This is a genomic window from Castellaniella defragrans 65Phen, from assembly GCF_000612685.1.
Taxonomy (GTDB): domain Bacteria; phylum Pseudomonadota; class Gammaproteobacteria; order Burkholderiales; family Burkholderiaceae_B; genus Castellaniella; species Castellaniella defragrans.
Genome location: NZ_HG916765.1, coordinates 2,591,265 through 2,617,565, shown reverse-complemented (window position 1 = coordinate 2,617,565; position 26,301 = coordinate 2,591,265). Strand labels below are relative to the sequence as shown.

Here is a 26,301-nt window from a genome sequence, read left to right as displayed (position 1 = left end):
GAAGTCGGGACTGTCAGTGGCGCCGGGTGTTGCGGATGCGGTAGGCGATCGCGCCGATGATCAGCGCCGCCAGCGGCGTGCCGGCCAGCAGCGCCGTGCGGGGCGGCAGCTCGATTCCCAGCGTGAGCATGCCCTGGTACAGCAGCTTGAACAGGCTGAACAGATAATAGCTGATGGCGATGATGGACAGGCCTTCCACCGCCTTCTGGATCTTGATCTGGGTTTCGGCGCGGGTGCTCAGGCTTTGCAGGATCTGGCTGTTCTGCTCCTCCATCTCGACCTGGACGCGGGCCTGCAGCAGGCTGCTCAGGTGGGACACGGCGCTGCCGATGCGGCTCAGCCGCTGGTCGGTGGAGGCGCAGTAGCGCACCGTGGGGCGGAAGCGCTGGGCGATGAAGGTGCCCAGCTGCTGGCAGTCGCCGGTGCGGCTTTCGTGCAGTTCCGCGATGCGCTCGAAGACCAGCTGGGCGTAGGCCTCGGTGGCGCTCAGGCGCAGCCGCGTGCGGGCGCTGGTCTGGGTGATCCGGGCCGACAGGCGGGTGATGCGTTCCAGCAGGGCCTTGATGTCCTGGGATTCCGCGCGGGCGTTGGCATCGGACAGGGCGGCCAGTTCCTGCTCGTACTGGCGCAGTTCGGCGCTCAGGGCGCGCGCCACGGGCAGGGTCAGGGACGCCATCAGGCGGTAGGTCTCGACTTCCAGCAGGCGGCGCACCATGCGGCCCAGCCGCCGGCCGTCGAACTGCCGGTTGAGCACCAGGATGCGGTTCAGCCCGTTGCCGTTCAGGCGTAGGTCGCTCCAGACGATGGCCTTGCCGTCGTCCAGGCTGGAGCCCACCGGATCCTTGAAGCCGTAGTCTTCGATCGAGCCGCGCCAGCTGGTCTCGGATTCCACGCAGACCTGGTCGGCATTGACGAGCAGGGCGCTGTGGGCCTCGGCGACTTCGGCCAGCACGGGCGGCAGGGCGGCCCAGGGTGTGGCCTGGGGGCCGGGCAGCACCAGGGTCAGGGTGAGGAATTCGGTGTGCCGCTCCCATTTCAGCCGCGCGCCGCCCACCGGGAACTCGCCCTGGGGCAGGCTGGGGTCGGCCAGCGCGACGTGGCGGTCGCACAGCGAGCGGACGATGGCTTCCGCCGCCTCGTGCTCGTCCAGGAAGGCCAGGTGGAAGACCTGGGCCGGCGCGTCGAAGTACATCGAGGGACGGGCGTGCAGTTCGTTGTGCAGGGCGTTGCGGTGCGGATGCATGCGGCGGGTCGGGACGAGAGGGGGAAATGGAAAAGGGAACCAGTGTATCGGAAGTCCCCGCCCCGCAGTATGAAAAAGGCAGCATGAAAAACGCGGAACGCCGCGGGTGGGAGCCCGCGGCGTCGGGATGGGCCCGGGCGCGCGCCCGGGGTGTGGGGGGAGGCGCTCAGGCCGGCGTTTTCGGCGTCTGGGCGTGGTGCGTCTTCGCGCCCGGGTGGCTCTTGGCCGTCTTGGCGTGATGAGCGGCCATTTTCCGGGCGGGCATCTTCTTGCCGGCATGCTGCGGTGCCGATTGCGCGGCGGGCTGGCCGGCGGCGGGCGCGTCGGCGGCGAAGGCGGATGCCGTGGTGAGACCCAGGGCGGCGGCCGAGCAGGCGACCAGGAAGGCAATGCGGGAACGTGTCGTCATGACATCAACTCCAGAGAACGCCCCGACACCCCTGTGTCCGGGCCGGTGGCGGACCACCTGATGCTCAGAGCGGCGGGCGGGAGGGAAGTTCTTCGCGGTCTTTCCGCCGTTTGTAATCAGGTGTTCCGCCCCGCCCGGCAGCGGCCGCATGCGGCAGCAGGCGCGGCGCGGGTCTCCGCCGGGCGGCGCACCCGTGCCGGAAGCAGCTGATTACGAGGCTGACGGCGGGTTGAACGCCGCCTGCGGTCCCGGATAGGCGACCGAGCCGTCGTCGCGGACCACGGCGCCGGGTGTCAGGCTGGCCGGCTCCAGCCGGCCGGCGCCCATGATGTGGAACACGGGAATGCCCCGGGCGATCAGGTGGTCGGCCACGATGCGGCGGTGGCAGCGCCACCAGACCGACTCGGAGCACATCATGGCGGTGGGCCGCGCCCGGCCCTGCGCGATCAGCGCCTCCAGCCCCTGGCGGAACGCATCGCCCAGCGCGTAGTCCGCGTAGTGGTGGAAGCTGTCGTTTTCCCAGTAGCCGTTGGTGGCCGGCGGCACGGTCTTCGACCGGCCGCGCAGGCCGCCGAGCTCGGCCATGTGCTCGTAGGCGATGCCGTGGGGCGCCAGGGTCTCGGGCAGGCTGTCCCGGTTGAACTGGGGATTGGTGCGCGAGCGCGGCACGGTCCGGATGTCGGCCAGGCATTCGATGCCCGCCTGGGCCAGCAGGGCGATGAAATCGTCCAGGCTGCGGTTGGAGTGGCCGATGGTGTAGAGGGGGTTCGCCATGGATCGACGATAATCCTTCTCTTGGGTGGGGGACAAGCCGGGCGGCAGGGCCGGCGGCCCCCGGCAGGCGGCGGGCCCCCCGGGAAGCCGCGGACAGGCAGGATGGAGGCGCGATGGACAGGATGCGACTGGACAAATGGCTGTGGGCCGCCCGTTTCTTCAAGACCCGCAGCCTGGCGACGCACGAGGTCGACGCCGGGCGGGTGCTGGTCGGCGGCCAGCCGGTCAAGCCCGCCCGCGAGATCGCCGTGGACGATCTGATCGAGGTGCGCCGCGCCGGCAGCCCGCCGGTGCGGGTCCGGGTGCGCGCGCTCAGCCTGGTGCGCGGCCCCGCGCCCAAGGCCGCGCTGCTGTACGAGGAAACCCCGGACAGCGTGGCGGCGCGGGAACAGGCCGCCGAGATGCGCCGCCTGGCGCCCGAGCCGGCCCGGGATTTCGAGGAGGGCCGCCCCACCAAGCGCGACCGGCGGCAGATGGACCGGTGGCGGGGGCGCTGATCGCAAGCCATCCCGGCTCGCCATCATCCGTCCGGCGGACCGTGTTCCACCCCCGCATCATGCGGCCAGCCGCCTCGGTCCATGGACAGCCGGGCATGCGCGGCGCATGCATTCCAGCATCGACCCGAAGACACGTTCATCCACTTCCGCGGCCGCCTGCGGGCCGTCGGCGATGGCCCGCCGCTGCTCATCGTGGCGGTGAAGGCGGCCGCAGGCTTTCGCCACTGAATCGTCCGCTGGGAGGGACGGACGCCCGTCCGCCGGAGCGTCCACATGGAGGGGCGGGAGCGCCGTCCGCCGGGGCGTCCCCCTGGACGGGATGTCTTGCAAGAATCCCAAGCTGTTCTGTTAACATATTAGCTAAATAGGGCCCCTTCAGCCTTCAGGGCGGGAGCTCGCCCTTCCGCACTTCCGGTTCCGAGCTGCCATGAGCCATTGGCCAGACATGAACTCCAGGCGACGCCTCGCCAGCATCCCGATCCTCGATCTTGGCCAGGTCTACGATCAGCGCTACGCCGACGCCGACTTTCACTACGACGGCCATGACCGTCTCTGCGAATTCTTCGGCCGCAGCGTGGCGGTGCATCGCCATGACCGCTTCTTCCAGATCCATTACCTCCACAACGGCCACGTCCACCTCTACCTGGATGATCTCCAATACCGCCTGGACGGTCCGCTGTGCTTCCTGACCCCGCCCGGCGTCCCCCATGCCTTCGTCACCGATGCGGCCTGCGAGGGCCAGGTCATCACCGTGCGCCAGCAGTTGGTATGGAAGCTGTTCGACGGCGAAGCCGCCCTGTCGCTCCGGCTGAACCAGCCGCTGTGCGTCAGCCTGGGCGAGCAGCGGGGCGAGGCCGCCCGCGTCGCCGCGCACCTGGAACCTCTGTTCCATCAGGTGGCCGACGAATTCGCCGGCCGGCGCGACGGCCGCGAGGCCAACCTGCTGGCCCTGCTGCGGCTGATCCTGGCCAAGCTGCTGCACCTGGTCGAGCAGGCGCAGCATGACAATCCCGTGCCGGCCCATGACCTGCTGCAGTTTCATCGTTTCAATCAGCTGGTGGAGGCCCGCTACACCGAGCACTGGCCCCTGCAACGCTATGCCGGCGAGCTGGGCCTGACCACCGCGCGGCTCAACCTGATCTGCCGGCGCCTGGCGGGCATGTCGTCCAAGCAGCTGATCTTCGAGCGCCAGCTGCAGGAGGCCAAGCGCCTGCTGCTGCACAGCGGCCAGTCGGTCAACCAGATAGGCTTCGCCCTGGGTTTTTGCGACCCGGCCTATTTTTCGCGGTTTTTCCGCCGCCATGTCGGCATGTCGCCGAGCGACTATCTTTCACGGCGGGGAATCGCCGTGAAGCCTTGCGAAAAGTCCAAGATTAACGGCGAAAGCTGCATTCAGCCCACCCCCTCCATGCTCCTATCATAGTGTCTCCAACAGTCAGAAACAGCGGAGACGCCATGCCCCCCGAAACCCTGCGCCCCGGTAAATTCCGTGCCGGCGGCAGCCGCCCACCCGCCGGCGAAGCACGTCCGGCCGGCCTGCGCCGCGATCTCGATGCCACGACGGAAGGAGCGCGCTCATGCAGTACCATCTGAACGGCTTCAAGCCCGGCAATTACCAGATTCCCGATGCGGCGCGCGAGCCCGCGCCCCCGCCGCCGATGGTCGATCTGCCGAAAGAGGTCGATGTGCTGATCGTCGGCTGTGGTCCGGCGGGCCTGGCGCTGGCGCGGCAACTGGCGGATTTTGCCGATATCAGGACCTGCATCGTCGAGCAGAAGTCCGGGCCGATGCTGTTCGGCCAGGCGGACGGCATTTCCTGCAGGACCATGGAAATCATGGAGGCCTTCAACAGCAGCGAACTGCTGGTGAAGGAAGCCTATCAGCTGCACCAGAACGCCTTCTGGGAGCCGGATGCGCAGAATCCGCAGCAGATCAAGCGCACGCACAGGGTGGCGGATGCGCGGCTGGGGCTGTCCGAGTTCACCCACGGGGTGGTCAACCAGGCGCGCCTGCACGACATCCTGCTCGACGGCATGGCGCATTCGGTCACGCATCTGGTCCCGCATTACAACCGCCGCTTGCTGGAACTGGTGGTGGATCGGAACCTGACCCAGGACCTGCGCGCGCATCCGATCACCGCGACCTTCGAGCGCAACGATGCCAGCCAGTCGAGCAAGGTCGAAACCGTCAAGGCCCGCTATGTGGTGGGGTGCGATGGCGCCCGCAGCACGGTGCGCAAGAGTCTGGGGATCGAGCTGCAAGGCGACTCGGCCAACAAGGCCTGGGGCGTGATGGACGTGCTGCCGGTGACGAATTTCCCGGACATCCGGGTCAAGAGCTTCATCCAGTCGAAGGACAACGGCGCGGTGATGCTGGTGCCGCGCGAAGGCGGCTACCTGGTGCGCCTGTACGTCGAACTCGATCTGCTGGGCAAGGACCAGCGCGCTTCGCAGCTGGACCTGCACGCCGACGATCTCATCGCCAAGGCCCGGCAGATCATGAATCCGTATCAGCTGGAGGTCAAGGAGGTCGCCTGGTGGTCGATCTACGAAGTCGGGCAGCGCGTTGCCGAGCGCTTCGACGACACCCCGGCGGGTTCGGAGGATCTGATTCCGCGCGCCTTCGTCGCCGGCGATGCCTGCCATACCCACAGCCCGAAAGGAGGGTGGGGCCTGAATACCTCGTTGCCGGATACCTTCAATCTGGGCTGGAAGCTGGCGGCGGTGCTGCAGGGCAGGTCGCAGCCGAAACTGTTGCAGACTTACGAGGCCGAGCGCCGCAAGGTGGCCTTCATGCTGATCGACGCCGACCGCGAAATGTCGGCGCTGGTCGCCACCCGCCCGGGGGCCGGAAGAGATGCCTCGTCGGCGAAAATCAGTACCGCCGACATAGAAAAATTCATCGCCCGCCAGAATGGCTTCATCGCCGGCACCTCGATTGGCTATGACGAATCCTGGCTGTGCACGGGACACGAGCATCAGGCGCTGGCGAGCGGGTTCCCGATCGGGCAGCGTTTCCATTCCGCCCAGGCCGTGCGCGTGGCCGACGGCCGCCCGGTGCAGCTGGGACACCTGAACAAGGCGGATGGCCGCTGGCGCATCTTCCTCTTTGGCGATGCGAAAAGCCCGCTGGATGCGTCTTCCGGGTCGGCCCGGCTGATCGGGTTCCTGGCCGGCGCGGACACCTCGCCGGTGAAACGATACACGCCGGCCGGGACGGACGTCGATTCGGTGATCGATGTCTGCGCCGTGTTCCAGCAACGGGACCTGGCCATCGAGGACCTGCCGGATTTCCTCTGGCCCGCAAAGGGAAAATACGGCCTGCGCGATTACGAAAAGGTCTTCCAGACGACCGAGGCGCACGACATCTTCGAGCAGCGCGGCATCGACCGCTCGAAGGGCTGCATCGTGGTGGTCCGCCCCGACCAGCACATCGCCAGCATCCTGCCGCTCGATGCCCATGCCGAACTGAGCCGGTTCTTCGATGGGTTCATGCTGGGGTAAATCCGGGCGCCCGTGATGGTCGCCGGGATATGCGCGGGAAGTCCGAGGGCATGGACGAAGCCGAGCGCCGGCGGTTCGAGGCCTGGCTGCGGGCGTCTTCGGAGCATGCGCGGGAATACCGCCGGGCGCAAGGCCTTCGTGACTGACGCCCAGGCGCCCGGCCCTATCGCGGCGCATAGGGACAAACGCATGCGGGCAAACAAAAAGGACCTAGGTTTTCACCTAAGTCCTTGAATTTCTTGGCTCCCCGACCAGGGCTCGAACCTGGGACCTGCGGATTAACAGTCCGTCGCTCTACCGACTGAGCTATCGGGGAACTGCGAAGAAGCGAAACTATAGCATAAATTTCCGTGTGTGCGCAAAGCGGGGTGACAAGCGGGTTGGCGGGTTTGACGCGCCCCTTGCATCCCCTGGAGTGAGGCTCAATGCGCCCCCGCCGCCGCTCCCGATCCGCCGTGGGCCGCCGACTTCGGCCGGGCCAGCCAGATCAGGCCGATCAGGACCAGGAAGATCAGCGCCGAGGCGTAGAAGATGTCGGTGGCCGACATCGTGTAGGCCTGCTGGTTGATCACCCGGTCGAGCATGCCCGCGCCGCGCTGCGGGTCCACGCCCAGGCTCTGCAGGCCGCCCATGATGTGGTCGAAGGCCGGTTCGCCGGGGCGGGCGGCTTCGGTCAGGCGGCTGTGGTGCAGCGAGGCGCGGTTGTCCCAGATCGTGGTGGTGATCGAGGTGCCGAAGGCGCCGCAGACCAGGCGGAAGAAGTTCGACAGGCCGGCGGCGGCGGGGATCCGGTCCGGGCTCAGGCCCGACAGGGAGATCGTCGTCAGCGGGATGAAGAACGTCGCCATGGCCGCGCCCTGGATGAAGGTGGGCAGCATCACCGTGTACAGGTCCACGCTGGTGTTGAACTGGGCGCGCATGTAGCTGATCAGGGCGAAGATCAGGAAGGCGATGGTGGCGATCGGACGCGGGTCGTGGTGGGCCAGCAGCTTGCCCACCACCGGCGACAGGATGATGGCCAGGATGCCCACCGGGGCCGAAGCCACGCCCGCCCAGGTGGCCGTGTAGCCCATGGTGTTCTGCAGCCACAGGGGCAGCAGCACGACGGTGCCGAAGAACACGCCGTAGGCGACCGACAGGGCGATGGTGCCGGAGGTGAAATTGCGCTGGGCGAACAGGGTCAGGTCCACCACCGGGTGGGCGGCGGTCAGCTCCCAGATCACGAAATAGACGAAGGCCACCACCGTGGCCACGGCCAGCACGCAGATCAGCGGGCTGGCGAACCATTCCAGCTCCTTGCCCTTGTCCAGGATCAGCTGCAGGGCGCCGACCCAGACGACCAGCAGGAACAGGCCGATGCGGTCGATGGGCAGGCGGACGCGGCGCGATTCACGGTCCTTGTAGACCTGCCACGAGGCCCAGCCGGCGAGCAGGCCGACCGGCACGTTGATGTAGAAGATCCAGGACCAGGAATAATTGTCCGAGATCCAGCCGCCCAGCAGCGGCCCGGCGATGGGGCCGACCAGGATGGTCATGGACCAGAGCGCCAGGGCCATGCCGGCCTTGGCCCTGGGGTAGCTGGCCAGCATCAGGGACTGCGACAGCGGGATCATCGGCCCGGCCACCGCGCCCTGCAGCACGCGGAAGAACACCAGCGATTCCAGCGACCAGGCGAAGCCGCACAGCCAGGAGCTGATGACGAACAGCAGCACCGACAGCACGAACAGGCGCACCTGGCCGAAGCGCTGCGTCAGCCAGCCGGTCAGCGGCACGGTGATGGCGTTGGCGACGGCGAAGGAGGTGATCACCCAGGTGCCCTGGGTGGCGCTGACGCCCAGGTCGCCGGCGATGGTGGGAATGGAGACGTTGGCGATGGACGAGTCCAGCACGTTCATGAACACCGCGGCCGACAGGGCGATGGTGCCGAAGGCGCGGGCGCTGCCTTCCAGGGGCGGATAGCCCGTGGCGGCCGGCTGGGCCGGCGCGGCGGGCGCGTCGTCCGGGCGCGGGCCGGCCTGGTCTTCCGGCGTGGCGGCCGCGCTGCTCACGGCGTTTCCTTGGCGTGGCCGGCCGTGCCTTTGGCGCTGCCGGGCGTGCCCTGGGCGGTGCCGGCCGTCCCCGCCGGGGCGGCGCCGCCGCGGGAAAGGCCGGGCGCGTCCGCCGAGCCGATGTTGTCCTGGATGATCTGGCGGATGCGGGCGTCGATCTCGGCCGGGTCGTGGTCGAAGACCGGGGTGCTCAGGGCCGCTTCGGCCGCCTGGCCGCTCCGCCCCTGTCCGCCTTCGGTGGCCTGTCGTTCGGGCGCGGAGTTCAGATCGACCTCGACCGTCATGGACAGGCCCACGCGCAGGGGATGTGCCTGGAGTTCCTTGGGGTCCAGGCGGATGCGCACGGGCACCCGCTGGATGACCTTGATCCAGTTGCCGCTGGCGTTCTGCGCCGGCAGCAGGGCGAAGGCGCTGCCGCTGCCGGCGGCGATGCCCGCGACCGTGCCGTGGTAGGTGACCTTGCCGCCGTACAGGTCGGAGCGCAGGGTGGCCTGCTGGCCGGGCCGCATGGCGTCGAGCTGGTTTTCCTTGAAGTTGGCCTCCACCCACAGGCTGTCCAGCGGCACGATGGTCATGAGCGGCGTGCCCGGCTGGATGCGCTGGCCCAACTGGACGGAGCGCTGGGCGACCATACCGCCCACCGGGGCCGGGATGCGGGTGCGCACGCCGGCGAGCCAGGCCTGGCGCACCTGATCGGCGGCCTGCAGCACGTCGGGGTGGGTGGCCACGGTGCTGCCGCGGGTCAGGGCCTGGTTGGTGGCAAGCTTGGCGCGCGCGGCCGCCAGGCCGGCGCGCGCCTGGGCCAGGCCGGCCTCGGCGGATTTCACGGCGACCTGGGCGTGCAGCAGTTCCTCGCCGCTGACGCCGCCGGTGCCGCGCAGCGCGTCGCGCCGCTGCAGGTCGTTGCGCGCCTTGCTGAGCTGCGTTTCCGCCTGCGCGACGTTGGCCTCGCCCACGGCGACGTCGGCCGCCAGGGCGTCGTTCTGCACGAACAGGGTCTGGGTGTGGCGCACGGTCTGGGCGAGCGCCGCCTCCGCCTGGGCCAGTGCGATGCCGGTGTCGCTGTCGTCCAGGGTCACCAGATGGGCGCCCTGGGCGACGGACTGGGTTTCCTCGGCGCCGATGGCGACCACCGTGCCGGGGATCTGGGCGCTGATCTGCACCAGATTGCCGTGGACGTAGGCGTCATCCGTGGATTCGTAATGGCCGGCGAAGAGCAGCCACCACGCGCCGTAGAGCAGGGCGGCCAGGACGAAGACGCCGGTGGCCCAGAGCAGCAGGCGGGTGCGGGCGGGAGAAGTGCTGGGGCTGGATACGGTCATGATGCGGTCGGGGTAAGGTTCACGGTTGAGTCGGATGCGTGGCGGCGGGCTGCCCGGCGGCCGGAGCCGAAGGGGCCGGATTCCCGGCGGCCGGATTCCCGCCGGCGGCGCGCGGCGCGCCGTCGTCCTGGACGTAGCCGCCGCCCAGGGCGGTCGCCAGCTGCACGTCCAGGATGTAGGCGCGGGCGTGCAGGTCGGTGGTCTGCACGGTCTGCTTCAGCGCCTCGCTCTGCGCCAGCAGCACCTGCACGAAGTCGCCCAGGCCGGCCTTGTAGCGGCTCAGGGCCACGTCGTAGGCCGAGGCGATGGCCTTCATGCTGGCTTCCTGGTGGCGGATCTGGTCCTGCAGCGAATGGATCGAGTCGCGCGCGTCGGCCACCTCGCGCAGGGCGCCCAGGATGGTCTCGTTGTAGCGGGCGATGGCCTCGTCGCGCTCGGCGCGGCGGCCTTCCAGCCGGGCGTTCAGGCCGCCGGCGTTGAAGATCGGCAGGGTGATGACCGGGCCGGCGCCGTAGTTCTCGCTGCTGCCGCGCACCAGCTTGTCCAGACCCAGCGACAGGTAGCCGAAGCTGGCCGACAGGTCGATGTTGGGCAGGAAATCGGCCTTGGCGGCGGAGACTTCCGCGCCGGCCGCCTCGGCCTGCAGGCGGGCGGCGGTGATGTCGGCGCGCCGGCCCAGCAGGGCCATGGGCAGATGGCCGGGCACGTCGGGCGGCAGCGCGGCGCCCGGGCGCGCGGCCAGGTCCGGCAGTTGCTCGGGCGACTGGCCCAGCAGGGCGGCGAGCTGGTGGTGCAGCAGCTGGGCATTGTTGCGCGCCTGGCTGAGCTGCACCCGCGCGGACGAGACCGCCGAGTCGGCCTGGTCCACGTCCACCTGGGTGCCCAGGCCGTTCCTGTAGCGGTCGCGGGTGATGTCCAGGGCTTCCTGCAGCTTGCTGGCGATGTGGCCGATGGCGTCGGCCTGGGCGCGGGCGTTCTGCAGCTGGAAATAGGCCTGGGCGACCGCCGAGACCAGCAGCACGCGGGCCTGCCGGCGCGAGGCTTCGGCCGCGGCGGCGCGCTGGACGGCGGCGCCGGTCAGCGCGCGCTGGCGGCCCCACAGGTCCAGGTCGAAGTCCAGCTGCAGCCCCAGTCCGGTGTCGGTCTGGTACGAGCCGCCCAGGGGCGGCGGATAGATGTAGTTCTCGCTGTAGCGCTGCCGCGTCAGGTGGTAGTTGGCATTGACCTGCGGCCACTGCACGGCGCGGGCGCCGCGCGCGGCGGCCCGGGCGGCGCGCACGCGGGCGGCGGCGGCGTCCAGGGACGGGTTCGAGCGCAGCGCCTGGTCGATCAGGCCGTCCAGTTGCGGGTCCTGGTAGCGCGTCCACCACCGTTCACCGGGCCAGGCGATGGCGTCGTCGGACAAACCCAGGGTCTGGGCGTCGAGCGCGCGGGTGGCGGGCGTGCCCGGGTCCATGGGGGCGCAGGCGGAAAGCGACAGGGCGAGCAGCAGGGGGATGAGGGGTTTCATGCTGACAGGAAGCTGAATGTTATTGATTGGGTCTGTATCTGACTAGACAGTTATAGGACGCGGGCAGCGGCTTTCGTGCCTGGAGGAATCGTCAGGGGGTGTCGGGGCGGTCCGCGGCCTGCTGGAGGTGCCGTTCGCCGTTGGTGATCATGCGCTTGAGCAGGGCGATCAGCATGTGGATTTCGTCTTCGGAGAAGCCGCTCAGGTGGATGTTCAGCGTCTGGGCGATGGCGGGCAGGATCCGGGCGCCCACCGCGCGGCCCGCTTCGGTCGGTACGATCTTCACGACGCGCCGGTCTTCGGGCACGCGCTCGCGCCGCACGAAACCCTTGGATTCCAGGCGGTCCAGCATGCGCGTGGTGGCGCCGGTGTCCACGTCCAGGGTGCGCGCGAGTTCGGCCGGAGTGTCGATGCCGCGGTGCAGGATCAGCATCAGGGGGCGCCACTGGTTGGCCGTCAGGCCCAGGGGGCAGACCTGCAGGTCGATGATCCGGTGCAGCAGGACGTGCACGTGCTTGACGAGCAGGCCCACGTTGCGTTCGGGACCGAGATCGCCGGGGACGCCGCCATAGTGCTGGCAGGCGCCGCCCTGCGGAGGAGAGGGGGGGCCGTCGGGCCGGGTATCTTGCATGTTAAAATTCTAACCCAACAATATCTGACTAGGCAAATAAAATGACACCGCCTTCCCGGGGCATGTTCTGGACCGGCTTCGTGCTGGCGGGCCTGGGAGCCGTGCTGTTCTCGGCCAAGGCGATCGTGGCCAAGCTGCTGTACCTGCACGGGGTGGATGCGCTGGACGTGATCGGCTTTCGCATGCTGCTGGCGCTGCCGTTCTTCGCCGCGATCGCCCTGGCGCAGATGGCGCGCGTGCGCCGCGGGCTGCTGGCGCGGCTGGACCGGCGCGACAGCCTGCGCATCGCGCTGCTGGGCTTCATCGGCTACTACCTGTCCAGCTTCCTGGATTTCCTCGGGCTGCAGTACATTTCCGCCGGGCTGGAGCGGCTGATCCTGTTCCTCTCGCCGACCTTCGTGCTGCTGTTCTCCGCCTGGTTCCTGCGCAAGCCCATCGCCCCGCGCCAGTGGCTGGCCATGGCCCTGGCCTACGGCGGGGTGGCGCTGGTGTTCTGGGCCGACCTCTCGCTCTCGGGCGAGGACGTCGTCCTCGGCTCGGCCTGCGTGCTGGGCGCGGCGTTCTCCTATTCCATGTATCTGATCGGCTCGGGCGAGCTGGTCGAGCGGGTCACGGCGACCCGGCTGACGGCCTATGCGATGACGGTGTCGGCCGGGGTGACGATGGCGCACTTCTTCGCGGTCAAGGGCCTGGCCGGGCTGGATCAGGAACTGCCGGTCTACGGCCTGTCGCTGGTCCACGCCACGCTGAACACGGTGCTGCCGACCTTCATGATCATGTGGTCGGTGGCGCGCATCGGCGCGCCGCTGACGGCCCAGCTCGGGCTGCTGGGGCCGGTGTCGATCCTGTTCCTGGCCTGGCTCTTCCTGGGCGAGCCGATCACGCTGCTCCAGGTGGCGGGCACGGTCCTGGTGGCCGTTTCCGCCATCGTGCTGGGACACCGGCCGAAGGGGCGGGGCTGAGCGCGGCCGTTCCGGCGCGGCGGTCCCCGCGGTGGTCCCTTTCGGGCGCGGCGCTCCCGCATCCCGCCGCTCCGGGCCGGCGGGGGCTCACTTCATGCCTTGCTCGATCTCGTCGCGGTGCACGTCGTGGGTGATGAACCCGGCCGCGTTCTCGGGCATCGCCAGGTAGCGCGGATGGGCCAGCGTCTTGCGGATGTCCTGCAGGCCCGAGGCCCAGTGCTCCCGCATCGTCGCCAGGCCGAACTGGTAGTCGCGGAAGTGCTGCTCGTAGGGTTTGTCGCGGTAGATCAGGTGGATCACGTTGCTGCGCTTGTCGCTGGCCATTGCGGCGGCCTTCTGGCAGGCCGGATCGGCGCTGCGCCGGCTGGCCGGCACCTGGTCCAGGACCTCGCGCAGCAGGCGCTGCATCCTGCGGTAGGCCTGCATCTGGTCGGTCACCAGCCGGGTGCGGCTGGAATAGCGGATGTCCTGGATGCGGTCGCCGACCTCGCTCAGGCTGCGCGGCACGGGGCCGCGCGCCGACCACAGGTCCACCTGGAACACCAGCGTGTCGCGCCCCAGGTTCTGCTCCAGGATCTGGGACAGGGGGGTGTTGGACACCAGGCCGCCATCCCAGTAGTACTCGCCGTCGATCTCGATGGCCGGGAAGGCCGGGGGCAGGGCGCCCGAGGCCATGAAATGCTCCGGCCGCAGCCGGATGCGGCGGTTGTCGAAATAGGCGAAATTGCCGGTGCGCACGTTGACCGCGCCGACCGAGACGTGCAGCCCGCCGTCGTTGATGCGGTCGAAGTCGCACAGGGCCTCCAGCGTGTCCTTCAGCGGGCGGGTGTCGTAGTGGCCCACGCAGGCCGGGTCCAGCGCGGCCGACAGGGCGGCCGGCGGGAAGCGCGGGCGGAAGAAGCCCTTCTGGCCCACCATCAGGGCGCTGCCGGCGTGCACGGCGCCCAGGAACTGGCGCGCGAGGTCGTTGATCTGGAACAGGCTGTGCTCGAACAGCGGGTTGGCCGCCGGGCCGACGTAGGGCTGGCAGATGGTGTTCCAGAAGGCATGCAGCCGCTCCACCCGCCGTTCGGGCGGATTGCCGGCGATCAGGGCGATGTTCAGCGCGCCGATGGAAATGCCGGCCAGGTCGGTGAGCTCGACGCCCGCCTCGTGCAGGCCTTCGTAGACGCCCGCCTGGTAGGCGCCCAGCGCGCCGCCGCCTTGCAGCACCAGGGCGCGGGTTTCGTAGGCGCGGGCGGCCGTCGCCGGACGGGGTTCATTCTTGGGCATGGGTTCCGGTCTCCAGGGATTGCAGGAAGGCTTCGATCAGGGCGCCGCGATAGCGGCTGCGGTGCAGCACGATGGACAGGCGCCGGTCCAGCTGCAGGAAGGGCGTGCGCAGCACGCGCAGCCGGCCCGTCGCCACGGCGTCCAGGGTGGCGGCGTAGGGCAGGCAGGCGATGCCCAGGCCGGCGATCACGGCCTGCTTGATGGCTTCGATCTGGCCCAGCTCCAGCAGGATGCGGCCCGGGGGCAGGGCGGTCAGGGCCTGCTCGGTCAGGCTGCGGGTGGCCGAGCCGCGTTCGCGCAGGATCCAGCGGGCGTCGGCGAAATCGCGCGGCTGCAGCCGCGCGCGCTGCGCCAGGGGGTGGGCCGGCGCGGCGCAGACGACCAGCGCGTCGGTGCGCCAGGGCAGGGTTTCGAGCTGGGCATGATGCACGGGGCCTTCGACGCAGGCGACGTCCACGGCGTGGTCGAGCAGCATGCGCGTGATGTCCCGCGTGTTGTCCACGGTCAGGTGCAGGGCCACCATGGGGTGGCGGGCCGCGATGGGGCCCAGCAGCTCTCCCACCAGGTAGTTGCCGACCGTGTTGCTGGCGCCGATGCGCAGTTCGCCTTCCAGGGCGCCGCCGGGTTCGTGGTGGCGGCGCTGCATGTCGCCCAGGCGCTCCAGGATCTCGCGCGCCAGGGGGAGCTGTTCCGCCCCCTGGGCGTTCAGGCGCAGGCGGCCCCGCTCGCGGTCGAACAGAGGGGCGCCCAGCTGGCGTTCCAGCTCGCCCAGGGCCATGCTGACGGCGGGCTGGGTGAGGTGCAGCTGGTCGGCGGCCTGGCGCACGCCCCCGGCGGTGGCGACCGCGACGAAGACTTCGAGCTGGCGGATGCTCAGGCCGAGCATGGCGGGCGAACCCGCCGTCAGGCGAACCAGCCCGCGGGGCTCTTGGCGAGGGCCACGCCGACGATGTAGACGAAGATCGCCACGGCGCACACGGCGGCGATCAGCCGCGTGCGCGGCGTGCGGCCGCGCTTGATGGCGTAGGTGCCCACGCCGATGTAGGCGATCAGCAGCACGATCTTGGTCAGGATCCAGGGCTGCTCGGGGCCGATCATGGCCGCCAGGATCACGCCGCAGGTGAGCAGCACGGTGTCGATCACGTGCGGCAGGATGCGCACCAGGCGCTTCTGCAGCAGGGGCGATCCGGTCACGGACCAGTAGGCCCGGATGAGGAACAGGATGATGCTCAGGCTGACGGCCGTGACGTGCAGGTGCTTGATGGGAAAGTAGTAATTCATGGCATTGGAAGTGGGTGCGGCAGGCCGGCGCGGCCTGGACGAGTGTACCGTACCCGGGCCGCCGGACGGGCGCGGCCCGGGCCGGGCGCGGGGTCATTCGATCGGATTCAAGGTCCAGCCGCCGCTTTCGCCCTGCAGCACGAGCTCGTGGCGGTGGTGCCGGCGCAGGGTGCCGCGGTGGCCCACGCTGATGATTCGGGCCTCCGGCAGCTGTTCGCGCAGCAGCCGGTACATGGCGTCCTCCAGGCCCTCGTCCATGGCGGAGGTGGCCTCGTCCAGGAACGCGGCCTGCGGCCGGGCGATCAGCAGGCGGCCGAAGGCCAGGCGCTGCTGTTCCCCGAGCGACAGGATGCGGCTCCAGTCGTCCTCGACGTCGAGCCGGTCGCGCAGATGGCCCAGCTGCACCTGGTCCAGGATGGCCTCGTCCTGGCCGGGCGGGACCGCGTCGGCGGGCTGCGGATAGTGCAGCGCCTGGCGCAGGGTGCCCAGGGGCAGGTAGGGCTTCTGGGCGAGGAACAGGGCGGAGGTGTCGGGACGGATGATCTCGCCCGAGCCGTGCGGCCAGATGCCGGCGATCATGCGCAGCAGCGTGGTCTTGCCCGAGCCCGACGGGCCGCGCACCAGCAGCGGCTGGCCTGGGGCGACTTCCAGGCTCAGGTCGCGGATCAGCGCCTGGCCGTCGGGGCGGTTGACGGTCACGCCCAGCAGCGCCAGGCGCGCGCCGTCCTGATGGGTGCGCGGCAGTTCCATGGCGCGGGCCGCGTCGATGGCGTCGTCGAATCCGGCCAGACGCTCCAGCGTGGCGCGGTAGGTGGCGAAGCTGTCGTAGATGTTGCGGAAGAAGGACAGGTTCTCCTGCAGGCGGCCGAAGGCCTGGGCGGTCTGGATCAGGTCGCCCAGGCTGATCTGCTTGGAGAAGAAGCGCGTCGCCTGCAGGATGAAGGGGAAGACCACCGCGGTCTGGGTCACGACGAAGTTGAAGCCGAGGAACTTCAGCGACCGGTAGATGATGTCCCAGGCGTTGCCGATCACCTGGGCGAAGCCGTTTCTCAGCGTGCGGCCCTCGACGCGCTCGCCCCGGTAGAAGGCGATGCTTTCGGCGTATTCGCGCACGCGCACCAGGGCGTAGCGGTAGTCGGCGTTCAGCTTTTCGTTGAGGAAGTTCAGCCGGATGAGCGGCTTGCCGATCCAGATGGCCAGCAGGGTGGCCAGGAACACGTAGATGAAGACCAGGAACACCATGGCCCGCGGGATCTCGTGGCCCAGCACGGTCATGGGGCCCGACAGGTTCCACAGGATCACGGTGAAGGCGATGGTGGACACGAGCGCGTTGATCAGCCCCACGGCCAGGGTCATGGAGGTCTGCGCGAAATTGGTGATGTCCTGCTGGATCCGCTGGTCGGGGTTGTCGGCCAGGTTGCTGAGCGACTGCGAGCGGTAGTAGGCCTGGCCCTGCATCCAGCGGCCCAGCAGCTGCTCATTGAGCCATTCGCGCCAGTGCACGACGAAGGCCTGCTGGACGTAGAAATCGAACAGGGAGCGGATCACGTGCACGGCCGCCAGCAGCGAGAACAGCAGCATGGCCGCCCAGAAGCCCGGTTCGTCCAGCGCCTGCAGCGCGCTGTACATGGTGTTGTACCAATTGGAGAACAGCACGTCCAGGCGCACGGCGGCGAGCGTCAGCAGCAGGATCAGGGCGACGCCGGCGAGCGGCTTCCAGCTGCGGCGCAGGGAGAAGTAGCCGGCGCTCAGGCGGCGGAACTGGCGCCCCCAGCGCGTGAAGCGCGTCAGGCCCCAGACGACGGCGGCGCCGGCCAGCAGGGTGAGCGCGTAAGCCTTGGCCAGCCACAGGCCGCTTTCGATCAGGACGTCTTGCCATTGCATGGGGATGCGGTTCCTTGTAGGACGATCGGAGGCGCCCGCCGGACCGGGCCGAGCGTGAGGATTGTAGTTGGAGGCGCGGCGATGCGGAATAGTTCCGGCGCGGCGACGGCGCGCGGCGGCCGGAATCGGTTCAGGACAGGGCGCCCGGCTCGGGCTTCATGCCCAGGCGGCGGGCGAGCTTGTGCAGATTGCTGGAATCCAGCCCCAGCGCGCGCGCGGCGCGTGCCCAGTTGCCGTGGTGGGCGGCCAGCGCCGCGCCGATGGCGCTCCGCTGGCAGGCCTCGACGCTGTCGCGCAGCGGGACGATGGCGTCGGCCGGCGGCGGGGCGGCTTCGCCGTCCGGGCCGACGGGGGCGGGCGCCGGCGCCGGCGGCGGGGATTCGGGCGCGGGGATGTCCAGGTCCAGCAGTTCCGGGCCGATGGTCAGCACCTGGTCGCGCGAGGCGCCGCGGCTGAGCATCTTCAGCGCCGCGCGGCTGATGACGTGTTCCAGCTCGCGCACGTTGCCGGGCCAGGGATACTGGCGCAGGGCGCGCTCGGCCTCGTAGGACAGGCGCACGCCGCGCAGCCCCAGGCGCGCGCGGCTGAACTCCAGGAAATGGCCGGCCAGGATCAGGACGTCGCGGTCGCGCTCGCGCAGCGGCGGGATCGGGATGGGATAGACCGAAAGGCGGTGGTACAGGTCGGTGCGGAACAGCCCCGCCTGCGTGTTGGCCTTCAGGTCGCGGTTGGTGGCGGCGATGATGCGCACGTCGGTCTTGATGACCTGGTCCGTGCCCAGCCGCTGGATCTCGCCGTTCTGCAGCACGCGCAGCAGCTTGGCCTGCAGGCTGAGCGGCAGTTCGCCGACCTCGTCCAGGAACAGGGTGCCGCCCTGGGCGGCCTCGAAGCGCCCGGGGCGGTCGGACGTCGCCCCCGAAAAGGCGCCCTTCACGTGGCCGAACAGCTCGCTTTCGGCCAGGGACTCGGGCAGGGCCGCGCAGTTCACCTGGATCATGGGCTGCTGGCTGCGGCGCGAGCGCCGGTGCAGGCGGCGGGCGAACAGGTCCTTGCCCACGCCGGTCTCGCCCAGCAGCAGGATGGGCAGGTCCGAGTCGGCCACCAGATCCAGTTCGTGCAGCAGCGACTGGATGGCCTCGCTGTGGCCGAGGATCTCGGTGGCCTCGCCGATGTGCTCCAGGCCCTGCTGGGTGCTGCCCAGCTGGCGCAGCTGGCGGTTCTCGCGCTCCAGGTCGGTCACGCGCACGGCGGCCTGCAGGATCAGGCCGAGCCGCCGCAGCCGCGCGCGCGCGGCCTCGTCGAAGGCGCCGGTGGTGAGCGCGTCCAGCGTCATGATGCCCCAGGGGCGGTCCTGGCGGTACAGCGTCATGCCCATGCAGTCGTGCACCGGCAGCGGCGAGCCCTTGCGGTCGTCCAGCAGGCCGTCGTAGGGATCGGGCAGCACGCTTTCGGGATCGAACCAGGTGGGCTCGCGGCGCGACAGGATGGTGGCGAAGCGCGGATGCTGGGCGACGACGAAGCGCCGGCCCAGGGCTTCGTGGGCCAGCCCGGAGGCGGCGACCATGTGCAGGGTGTCGGCGGCGTCGAGCATCAGCAGGCCGACGGCGTCGCAGGCGAAGGCCTCGCGGATGGCCGTGGCGGCGCGCTGCAGGCGCACGCCGTCGGGCAGATCGGCGGACAGATCGTTCAGAAGCGTCGTTTCCATGGGGTGTTTTATACCATGTAATGGTATTTAATACCCTGTTAGAAAGGGTAAAAAATACCTCTTTTGATTTATATCAGTAGTTTCCCTAGGTGAGGGAGTTGGCACGCATATTGCTTGATGAGGGATGAAGCAACACACGTGACGCCCCCCGGCGTCGTAACCGGAACCTCTCGCGGCTGCAGAAGGAGCGCAGAATGGGTGAGTACAAGAAGTTATGGTGGACGCTGATCGGCGTTCTTGTGGTGGCATTCGGCATCCTGGGATGGATGGGCAAGGAAGTCTACAACCAGGCTCCTCCCATTCCGGCCCAGGTCGTCACCACCGACGGCAAGGTCCTGATGACCGAAGCCCAGATCCTGGACGGCCAGAGCGCCTGGCAGTCCGCGGGCGGGATGACGGTCGGCTCCATCTGGGGCCACGGCGCCTACCAGGCGCCGGACTGGACCGCCGACTGGCTGCACCGCGAACTGTCCGCCTGGCTGGACCTGGCCGCCGAGCAGCAGTACGGGATGAAGTTCTCCCAGCTGGACGGCGACGCCCAGGCCGTGCTGCAGCGCCGCCTGAAGGAAGAGTACCGCAAGAACACCTATGATGCCGCCACCGGCGCCGTCACGGTGTCCGACCGGCGCGCCCAGGCCATCGCCGAGACGGCCGCCTACTACGACAAGCTGTTCGGCGACGACGCCTCCCTGCACGAGTCGCGCAAGCACTTCGCCATGAAGGAAGCCACGCTGCCCTCGCCGGAAGCGCGCGCCCGCCTGGCGAACTTCTTCTTCTGGACCGCCTGGGCCGCCTCGACCGACCGGCCGGGCTCGGTCGCCAGCTACACCAACAACTGGCCGCACGAGCCGCTGATCGACAACGTGCCGACGGCGGAAAACATCATCTGGTCCGTGATGAGCGTGATCATCCTGATCGCGGGCGTGGGCCTGCTGGTCTGGGGCTGGGCGTTCACGCACAAGGAGCACGACGACGCGGGTCCCGTGCCGGCCCGCGATCCGGTGCTGCAGATTCCGCTGACCGCCTCGCAGCGCGCGCTGGGCAAGTACCTGTTCCTGGTGGTGGCGCTGTTCGTGTCGCAGATCTTCATCGGCGGCTTCACCGCGCACTACACGGTCGAAGGCCAGACCTTCTACGGCATCAACGTGTCCCAGTGGCTGCCGTATTCCCTGGTGCGCACCTGGCACATCCAGGCGGCCCTGTTCTGGATCGCCACCGGCTTCCTGGCGATCGGCCTGTTCGTGGCGCCGATCCTCAACGGCGGCAAGGACCCCAAGCACCAGAAGCTCGGCGTGGACGTCCTGTTCTGGGCGCTGGTCCTGGTGGTCGTGGGCTCGTTCACCGGCAACTTCGCCGCCATCGCCCACCTGCTGCCGGCCGAATGGAATTTCTGGCTCGGCCACCAGGGCTATGAATACGTCGAGCTCGGCCGCCTGTGGCAGATCGGCAAGTTCCTGGGCATCGTGTTCTGGCTGTTCCTGATGCTGCGCGGCATCGTGCCCGCGTTCAAGCAGAAGGGCGACAAGAACCTGCTGGCCCTGTTCAGCGCCTCGGTGGTCTGCATCGGCCTGTTCTACGGCGCCGGCCTGGCCTACGGCGAGAAGACCCACCTCTCGGTCATGGAATACTGGCGCTGGTGGGTGGTCCACCTGTGGGTCGAAGGCTTCTTCGAAGTGTTCGCCACCGCGGCGCTGGCCTTCATCTTCTCGACCATGGGCCTGGTGTCCAAGCGCGGCGCCACGATCGCCAGCCTGAGCTCGGCCGTGCTGTTCATGCTGGGCGGCACGCCGGGCACCCTGCACCACCTGTATTTCTCGGGCACCACCACTCCGATCATGGCCATCGCCGCCTCGTTCAGCGCCCTGGAGGTCGTGCCGCTGGTCGTGCTGGGCTACGAGGCCTGGGAAAACTGGCGCCTGAAGGACCGCGCGCCGTGGATGGAAAACCTGCGCTGGCCGCTGAAGTTCTTCGTCGCCGTGGCCTTCTGGAACATGCTCGGCGCCGGGGTGTTCGGCTTCATGGTCAACCCGCCGATCGCGCTCTACTACATCCAGGGCCTGAACACCACGGCGGTGCACGCGCACGCGGCCCTGTTCGGCGTGTACGGCTTCCTGGCCCTGGGCTTCACGCTGTTCGTGCTGCGCTACCTGCGTCCCAACATGCAGTTCAATGAAAGCCTCATGAAGACGGCGTTCTGGTGCATGAACATCGGCCTGGTGATGATGATCTCCCTGAGCCTGCTGCCCATCGGCCTGATGCAGTTCCACGCCAGCTACAGCGTGGGCACCTGGTGGGCCCGCGGCGAGGTCTTCATGCAGCAGGAAATCCTGCAGACGCTGCGCTGGACGCGCACCTTCGGCGACGTGGTGTTCATCGTCGGCGGCCTGGGCGTGATGTGGCAGGTCGTGACCGCGCTGCTGGACGGCAAGGCCGCTCCGGCCCCCGCCACCGACGCCGGCCTGGCCGCGCAACGCACGTAAACGGTTTCGTCTTGCACGAGGGGCGCCCGAAACGGGCCCCCGACCCGGCCCGCCTCGAAAGAGGCGGGCTTTTTCGTTCCCGCGTGCGCGCCGCCGGGAGCTTCCCGCGCGGGCTGGCCGGTCCTCAGACCCCGATGTCCTCGTTCCAGAGGCGCGGGTGCTCGGCGATGAAGCGGCGCATCATTTCCAGGCATTCGGGGTCCTGCAGGACCTCGATCCGGACGCCGCGCGAGCGCAGCAGGTCTTCCTCGCCCATGAAGGTCTGGTTCTCGCCGATGATCACGCGGGGAATGCCGTACAGCAGGATCGTGCCGCTGCACATGGCGCACGGCGACAGGGTGGTGTAGAGCACGGATTCGCGGTAGACGTCGGCTGCGCGGCGGCCGGCGTTTTCGAGCGCGTCCATCTCGCCGTGCAGGATGGCGCTGCCTTTCTGCACGCGCTGGTTGTGGCCGCGGCCGATGATCTCGCCGCGATGCACGATCACCGAGCCGATGGGGATGCCGCCCTCGGCCAGTCCCTGGCGCGCTTCCTCGATGGCCGCCCGCATGAAGGGGTCGCTCATGGCTTCGTCTCCCGGAAAATGGTTCTCGAAGCCTGCATGATACGGGCGCGGGACGGCTGGGGGAAGCCGGACCGTCCCGCCTGGCGCTCTGGTCCTGCTCCGTGCCGCCGGGGGCCCGCGGGGCCCCGCCCCGCGTCGCCGTTCAGGCGGCCTGCGCGGCCCGGGCGCCGGCGCGCGCGCCGAGGGCGCCCAGCACGAAGGTTAGCAGCAGCGTCGGCAGCGCGCTGCCGTACTGCGGCGCCCATTGCGCCAGGGCGTGGTAGACCGCGATCCCCAGCACCCAGGTCAGGGCCGGGGCGGCATGCAGGGCGCGCGGCGCGTCGGCCAGGCGCGCCGGCTGCGTGCCCAGGCGCCCGAGGATGGTGCCGAACAGCGGCACGAACACCGAGCTGAGCGTCAGCAGGAAGGGCTCCAGCGTGTGCATGGGCAGCACCATCGCCAGCCCGATCGAGGCCGCGGCCAGGAGCGTGCCCCAGGTCTTCAGGCTGGCGCCCTGCCACAGGCTGTGGGCGGACACGGAACCCGAATACAGGTCGCCGTAGGTGTTGTCCAGCTCGTCGATCAGGATCAGGCCCAGGGCCACCAGGCCGCCCTGCGCCAGCAGCAGGGCGGCGACCATGTCGAGATCCGGGCCGGTGACGGCGATCACCAGCACGCCCAGGGCGTAGCACCAGATGTTGGCGATCGTGTAGCCCAGCCAGGTGCCGCCCAGGGCGCCCCGGCCGCTGCGGCCGTGCCGGGCGTAGTCCGCGACCAGCGGCAGCCACGACACCGGCATGGCGATCACCAGGTCCAGCGCCTGGAAGGCGTTCATGCTGCCGTCGCCGGCGCGCAGCCACAGGGCGCGCAGGCCCTCGGCATCCAGCTTGAGGGCGAACTGGACGCTCAGCCAGATCAGCGACAGGATCACCAGGGGCAGGCCGATGCGGCTGACGATGCGCCGCACCAGCGTGATCATGGAGCCGCGCAGCAGGGCCAGGACGACCAGCCCCCAGAACAGGGTGGGCAGCACCAGGCCCGTGTCCAGGCCCAGGGCCTGGCGGGCGATGGCGGCGGTGCCGTCGCGCATCACGACCAGCTCGAAGGTCGCCCAGCCGAGCAACTGCGCGATGTTCAGCAGCACCGGCAGGCGGGCGAAGCGCTGGCCGTAGACGGCGTGGATCAGGCCGGCGCTGGACAGGCCGCTGTCGCAGCCCAGGCGGGCCACCCAGGCCAGCAGGCCGGCTCCCAGGATCGAGCCGAAGACCACGGCGGCCAGGGCGTCGCGCGTGCCCAGTGCCGGCACCAGGTAGGCGCCGACCTGGATCACCAGCAGGCCCACGCCCAGGCTGAACCAAAGGGCGGCGTGATCGTGCCAGCCGAACACGCGTTCGGGGGCGGAGGAAATGGGGGAAGCGGATGTCTGCATGGCGTGCCTGTCGGAAAAGGCAGGGGGCAGACGCGGGCGGCGCACGAGCAGCCGCCGTGGCGAGCTGCTTTCCTGCGCGAGGATGATCTCAATCAGGTTCGAAGGGACTGTCTCAGCCGCCGCGGCGGCACCCCTAGCGAGGCTCGGTAAAAGGCGTATCGGGTTCGATTGTAGGATCGGCCCGGCCGGCGGGCAAGCCTGGTCGAAATGCCTGGTCGAAATGCCTGGTCGAAGTGCCTAGTCGAAGTGCACGATCTCGAAGCTCAGCCGGCCCTGTTCGTCGCGGCCGACGGAATAGCCCAGGCGCTCGCGCACGCTGTTGTCGGGATGGAAGGTGAGCACCACCGGCTTGATGTGCTCCAGCTCGGATTCCTGGATGTATTCCGAGTTGGCGATGATGACCTCGTCGCCGCGCTGGCAGGTGCGCGCCGCGGCGCCGTTCAGGATGCAGCAGCGCGAGCCGCGTTCGCCGTAGATCACGTAGGTGCTGATGCGGGCGCCGGAATTCTTGTTCCAGATGTCCACGAATTCCATGGGCAGGATGCCGGCGGCCTCGCAGTGGTCGGGGTCCAGGGTGATGGAGCCGTGGTAGTCCAGGTCGGCCCCGGTGACGCGGATGCCATGCAGTTTGGCGCGGACGATTTTTCTCACTTGGAAGTCCGGAGAAGGAAATTGAGCAGGCGACATTCTAGCGCGTTGCGTCGCAGCATCAGTCCGCCACGGGAAATTGCTCCCGGACATGTGCAGATCATTATAATCAAATGTTCATGGAATGAGGCTGTGTTCCGCAGGGGCGGCACGAGCGCCGAATTCGGCATGCGGATCATCGGACGGGACATCATGTTGTTTGCTGCGCGGGAAGCCTTGAAAGCGGGGCTGTGGTCTCCCCGGCATTGGGCGGGCAACATCGCGGCGGGCGTGATCGTCGGCGTCGTGGCGCTGCCGCTGGCCATGGCCTTCGCGATCGCCTCGGGGGTCAAGCCCGAGCAGGGCCTCTACACCGCCATCGTGGCGGGGGTGGTGGTGTCCCTGTTCGGCGGCAGCCGCGTGCAGATCGCCGGCCCCACGGGCGCCTTCATCGTCATCCTGTCGGGCATCGTCGCCGAGCACGGCGTCGCGGGCCTGCAGCTGGCCACCCTCATGGCCGGCCTGATGCTGTGCGCCTTCGGCCTGGCCCGCCTGGGCGGCGTGATCCGCTACATCCCGCTGCCGGTGATCCTGGGCTTCACGGCCGGCATCGGCATCATCATCTGGGTCGGGCAGTGGCAGGCCTTCTTCGGGCTGCCGGCGGTGCCGGGCCATTTCTTCCACGAAAAGCTCTGGTTCCTGCTGCGCAACCTGCCGCGGCTGGATCCGGTGACCACCGCCTTCGGCTTCGGCTCGCTGGCGCTGGTGCTGCTGCCGCGGCGGGTGCGGATCCTGCAGCGCGTCCCCGGGCCGCTGCTGGCGCTGGTCGCGGCGACGGTCCTGCAGGGCGTCGCCCAGTTCCCGCATCTGGCCACCATCGGCAGCACCTTCGGCGACCTGCCGCGCGGGCTGCCGTTGCCCCACTGGCCGGGGGGCGGGCTCGACCGGATCGTGCCGCTGATCGGCCCGGCGTTCACCATCGCCCTGCTGGGCGCCATCGAATCGCTGCTGTCGGCCGTCGTCGCCGACGGCATGGCCGGCACGCGGCACGACTCGAACGCCGAGCTGTTCGGCCAGGGCCTGGCCAACGTGCTCAGCCCGCTGTTCGGCGGCATCGCGGCCACGGGCGCCATCGCGCGCACGGCCACCAGCATCCGCAGCGGCGGCACCGCGCCGCTCGCCGGGGTGGTCCATGCCGTGGTGCTGGCCCTGGTGCTGCTGGCGTTCGCGCCGCTGGCGCGCAACATCCCCCTGGCCACCCTGGCCGCGATCCTGTTCGTCGTCGCCTGGAACATGAGCGAGGCGCATCGCGTGGTGCGCCTGGTCCGGCACGCGCCGCGCGCGGACGCCGTCATCCTGTGCCTGACCCTGCTGCTGACGGTCTTCGCCGACCTGGTCGTGGCGGTCAACATCGGCATCGTGCTGTCCGTGCTGCACTTCCTGCGCCGCATGGCCTCCAGCGTCGACGTGGCGCCCGTGACGCTCCCGGACGCGGTCTCCGCGCCGGCGGCCGGGCCGCGCGTGCGCGCCCTGCGGGTGCGGGGGCCGCTGTTCTTCGCGGCGGTCGAATCGCTGCGGGCGGCGTTCCGGGGCGAGCATGCGGCCGTGCTGATCCTGTGCCTGGAACAGGCGCCGTTCGCGGACGCCACGGCGCTGCAGGCGCTGGACGACGAGATCGCGGCCGCGCACGGGCGCGGCGTGCGCGTGATCCTGTGCGGCGCCGACCCCCGCATCCGCGCCAAGCTGCACCGCATGGGCACCCTGTCCCGGCTGGGCGCGGGCGACTTCCAGCCGGACCTGGCCGCGGCGCTGTCTGCGGCGCAGGCCGGGACACCGGGCGGGGCGGAGGCTGCGGCGGAGAGCGCGCAGGACGGTGCGGGGCGGGGCGCCGCGGGGCGGACGGTGCCGGCGCCCGCCTGAGGCGTCCGTTCGCCGGAGCGCGGCCCGGCGCGGGCCGGGAATGAGGCCGCTGCGGCCCTACGTCCGCGGACGCGGCGGCTTGCTGGGCGCCCAGTCCACCCCGTGCCGGGCCAGGTATTCGCGGATCAGCTGCCGCACCACCTGCGAGGGCGTCAGATCCTGGGCGGCGCAGAGCCGCTCGAAGGCCTGCTTCTTGTTCGGATCGACCAGCACCGTCAGGCGGGCGGTCTTGTGTTCCAGCGGGGTCGGGCTCATGGTTC

At 69.5% G+C, this 26,301-nt stretch carries 23 protein-coding genes, 1 tRNA gene and 1 riboswitch; of the genes, 7 read left to right on the top strand and 17 right to left on the bottom strand.

What is annotated here, in order from left to right; translation table 11 throughout:
* Positions 1–13 precede the first annotated feature (13 nt).
* The 3 genes from BN940_RS11710 to BN940_RS11700 form a co-directional block, all read right to left on the bottom strand.
* Positions 14–1,243, bottom strand: a complete 1,230-nt coding sequence (locus BN940_RS11710) for a DUF3422 domain-containing protein (RefSeq protein WP_043683263.1) — start codon at positions 1,241–1,243, stop codon at positions 14–16.
* A gap of 166 nt (positions 1,244–1,409) precedes the next feature.
* A complete protein-coding gene (locus tag BN940_RS11705; RefSeq protein WP_043683260.1) occupies positions 1,410–1,652 on the bottom strand; it encodes a hypothetical protein in 243 nt (80 codons plus the stop codon).
* 210 nt (positions 1,653–1,862) lie between these two features.
* Positions 1,863–2,426 (bottom strand): DUF488 domain-containing protein, encoded by a 564-nt coding sequence (locus BN940_RS11700; RefSeq protein WP_043683256.1) that lies wholly within the window; start codon positions 2,424–2,426, stop codon positions 1,863–1,865.
* A 113-nt stretch (positions 2,427–2,539) separates the two neighbouring features.
* On the opposite strand from BN940_RS11700, the gene BN940_RS11695 reads away from it, so the two are divergent.
* From BN940_RS11695 to BN940_RS20330, 4 genes are all read left to right on the top strand, one after another.
* Complete coding sequence (locus BN940_RS11695) at positions 2,540–2,923, top strand: RNA-binding S4 domain-containing protein (protein ID WP_043683254.1); 384 nt, start codon at positions 2,540–2,542, stop codon at positions 2,921–2,923.
* A 445-nt stretch (positions 2,924–3,368) separates the two neighbouring features.
* Positions 3,369–4,346, top strand: a complete 978-nt coding sequence (gene hpaA / locus BN940_RS11690) for a 4-hydroxyphenylacetate catabolism regulatory protein HpaA (protein WP_084330660.1) — start codon at positions 3,369–3,371, stop codon at positions 4,344–4,346.
* 154 nt (positions 4,347–4,500) lie between these two features.
* The gene (locus tag BN940_RS11685) at positions 4,501–6,426 is read left to right on the top strand and encodes an FAD-dependent monooxygenase (RefSeq protein WP_043683252.1); all 1,926 of its coding nucleotides are present in this window, start codon (positions 4,501–4,503) and stop codon (positions 6,424–6,426) included.
* Between the two features lie 29 nt (positions 6,427–6,455).
* A complete protein-coding gene (locus tag BN940_RS20330) occupies positions 6,456–6,572 on the top strand; it encodes a FecR/PupR family sigma factor regulator (RefSeq protein WP_084330659.1) in 117 nt (38 codons plus the stop codon).
* Between the two features lie 94 nt (positions 6,573–6,666).
* Here BN940_RS20330 and BN940_RS11680 read toward each other — a convergent pair.
* From BN940_RS11680 to BN940_RS11660, 5 genes are all read right to left on the bottom strand, one after another.
* A tRNA-Asn gene (locus BN940_RS11680) sits at positions 6,667–6,742 on the bottom strand.
* 106 nt (positions 6,743–6,848) lie between these two features.
* Complete coding sequence (locus BN940_RS11675; RefSeq protein ID WP_043687014.1) at positions 6,849–8,375, bottom strand: DHA2 family efflux MFS transporter permease subunit; 1,527 nt, start codon at positions 8,373–8,375, stop codon at positions 6,849–6,851.
* Positions 8,376–8,470: 95 nt separating this feature from the next.
* On the bottom strand, positions 8,471–9,796 hold the full coding sequence (locus tag BN940_RS11670; protein ID WP_084330657.1) for an HlyD/EmrA/EmrK family protein: 1,326 nt from the start codon (positions 9,794–9,796) through the stop codon (positions 8,471–8,473).
* Between the two features lie 19 nt (positions 9,797–9,815).
* Positions 9,816–11,306: an efflux transporter outer membrane subunit gene (locus BN940_RS11665; RefSeq protein WP_084330656.1), complete on the bottom strand. Its 1,491-nt coding sequence runs from the start codon at positions 11,304–11,306 to the stop codon at positions 9,816–9,818.
* 91 nt (positions 11,307–11,397) lie between these two features.
* Positions 11,398–11,937, bottom strand: coding sequence for a MarR family winged helix-turn-helix transcriptional regulator (locus BN940_RS11660; RefSeq protein WP_043683248.1), 540 nt, complete (start codon positions 11,935–11,937; stop codon positions 11,398–11,400).
* A 41-nt stretch (positions 11,938–11,978) separates the two neighbouring features.
* On the opposite strand from BN940_RS11660, the gene BN940_RS11655 reads away from it, so the two are divergent.
* Positions 11,979–12,899 (top strand): DMT family transporter, encoded by a 921-nt coding sequence (locus BN940_RS11655; protein ID WP_043683246.1) that lies wholly within the window; start codon positions 11,979–11,981, stop codon positions 12,897–12,899.
* A gap of 87 nt (positions 12,900–12,986) precedes the next feature.
* On the opposite strand, the gene BN940_RS11650 is transcribed toward BN940_RS11655, so the two are convergent.
* The 5 genes from BN940_RS11650 to norR all read right to left on the bottom strand — a co-directional run bounded on the left by BN940_RS11650 (position 12,987) and on the right by norR (position 19,041).
* Entirely contained in the window at positions 12,987–14,171 is a 1,185-nt protein-coding gene (locus BN940_RS11650; protein WP_043683243.1) for a DUF3734 domain-containing protein, read from the bottom strand.
* Positions 14,158–15,057: a LysR substrate-binding domain-containing protein gene (locus BN940_RS11645; RefSeq protein WP_043683240.1), complete on the bottom strand. Its 900-nt coding sequence runs from the start codon at positions 15,055–15,057 to the stop codon at positions 14,158–14,160. Before BN940_RS11645 ends, BN940_RS11650 begins: the two co-directional genes overlap by 14 nt.
* A gap of 17 nt (positions 15,058–15,074) precedes the next feature.
* The gene (locus BN940_RS11640; RefSeq protein WP_043683238.1) at positions 15,075–15,452 is read right to left on the bottom strand and encodes a SirB2 family protein; all 378 of its coding nucleotides are present in this window, start codon (positions 15,450–15,452) and stop codon (positions 15,075–15,077) included.
* Positions 15,453–15,545: 93 nt separating this feature from the next.
* On the bottom strand, positions 15,546–17,336 hold the full coding sequence (locus tag BN940_RS11635) for an ABC transporter ATP-binding protein/permease (protein ID WP_043683236.1): 1,791 nt from the start codon (positions 17,334–17,336) through the stop codon (positions 15,546–15,548).
* A 130-nt stretch (positions 17,337–17,466) separates the two neighbouring features.
* Positions 17,467–19,041 carry a nitric oxide reductase transcriptional regulator NorR gene (norR, locus tag BN940_RS11630; RefSeq protein ID WP_043683233.1) on the bottom strand — a complete coding sequence of 525 codons (1,575 nt, stop codon included), beginning with the start codon at positions 19,039–19,041 and terminating at the stop codon, positions 17,467–17,469.
* Positions 19,042–19,235: 194 nt separating this feature from the next.
* On the opposite strand from norR, the gene BN940_RS11625 reads away from it, so the two are divergent.
* The gene (locus BN940_RS11625) at positions 19,236–21,521 is read left to right on the top strand and encodes a nitric-oxide reductase large subunit (RefSeq protein ID WP_043683231.1); all 2,286 of its coding nucleotides are present in this window, start codon (positions 19,236–19,238) and stop codon (positions 21,519–21,521) included.
* Between the two features lie 124 nt (positions 21,522–21,645).
* Here the strand turns inward: BN940_RS11625 and BN940_RS11620 are convergent, their stop codons facing one another.
* From BN940_RS11620 to panD, 3 genes are all read right to left on the bottom strand, one after another.
* The gene (locus tag BN940_RS11620; protein ID WP_043683229.1) at positions 21,646–22,086 is read right to left on the bottom strand and encodes a nucleoside deaminase; all 441 of its coding nucleotides are present in this window, start codon (positions 22,084–22,086) and stop codon (positions 21,646–21,648) included.
* A 142-nt stretch (positions 22,087–22,228) separates the two neighbouring features.
* Complete coding sequence (locus BN940_RS11615) at positions 22,229–23,494, bottom strand: purine-cytosine permease family protein (RefSeq protein ID WP_043683227.1); 1,266 nt, start codon at positions 23,492–23,494, stop codon at positions 22,229–22,231.
* 52 nt (positions 23,495–23,546) lie between these two features.
* A riboswitch (TPP riboswitch) is annotated at positions 23,547–23,639 on the bottom strand.
* Between the two features lie 92 nt (positions 23,640–23,731).
* The gene (gene panD / locus BN940_RS11610) at positions 23,732–24,145 is read right to left on the bottom strand and encodes an aspartate 1-decarboxylase (RefSeq protein ID WP_043683224.1); all 414 of its coding nucleotides are present in this window, start codon (positions 24,143–24,145) and stop codon (positions 23,732–23,734) included.
* Positions 24,146–24,310: 165 nt separating this feature from the next.
* Here panD and BN940_RS11605 point away from each other — a divergent pair, with 165 nt between their 5' ends.
* The gene (locus tag BN940_RS11605) at positions 24,311–26,041 is read left to right on the top strand and encodes a SulP family inorganic anion transporter (protein WP_148304953.1); all 1,731 of its coding nucleotides are present in this window, start codon (positions 24,311–24,313) and stop codon (positions 26,039–26,041) included.
* 57 nt (positions 26,042–26,098) lie between these two features.
* Here the strand turns inward: BN940_RS11605 and BN940_RS11600 are convergent, their stop codons facing one another.
* On the bottom strand, positions 26,099–26,281 hold the full coding sequence (locus tag BN940_RS11600) for a ribbon-helix-helix protein, CopG family (RefSeq protein WP_043686996.1): 183 nt from the start codon (positions 26,279–26,281) through the stop codon (positions 26,099–26,101).
* Positions 26,282–26,301 lie beyond the last annotated feature (20 nt).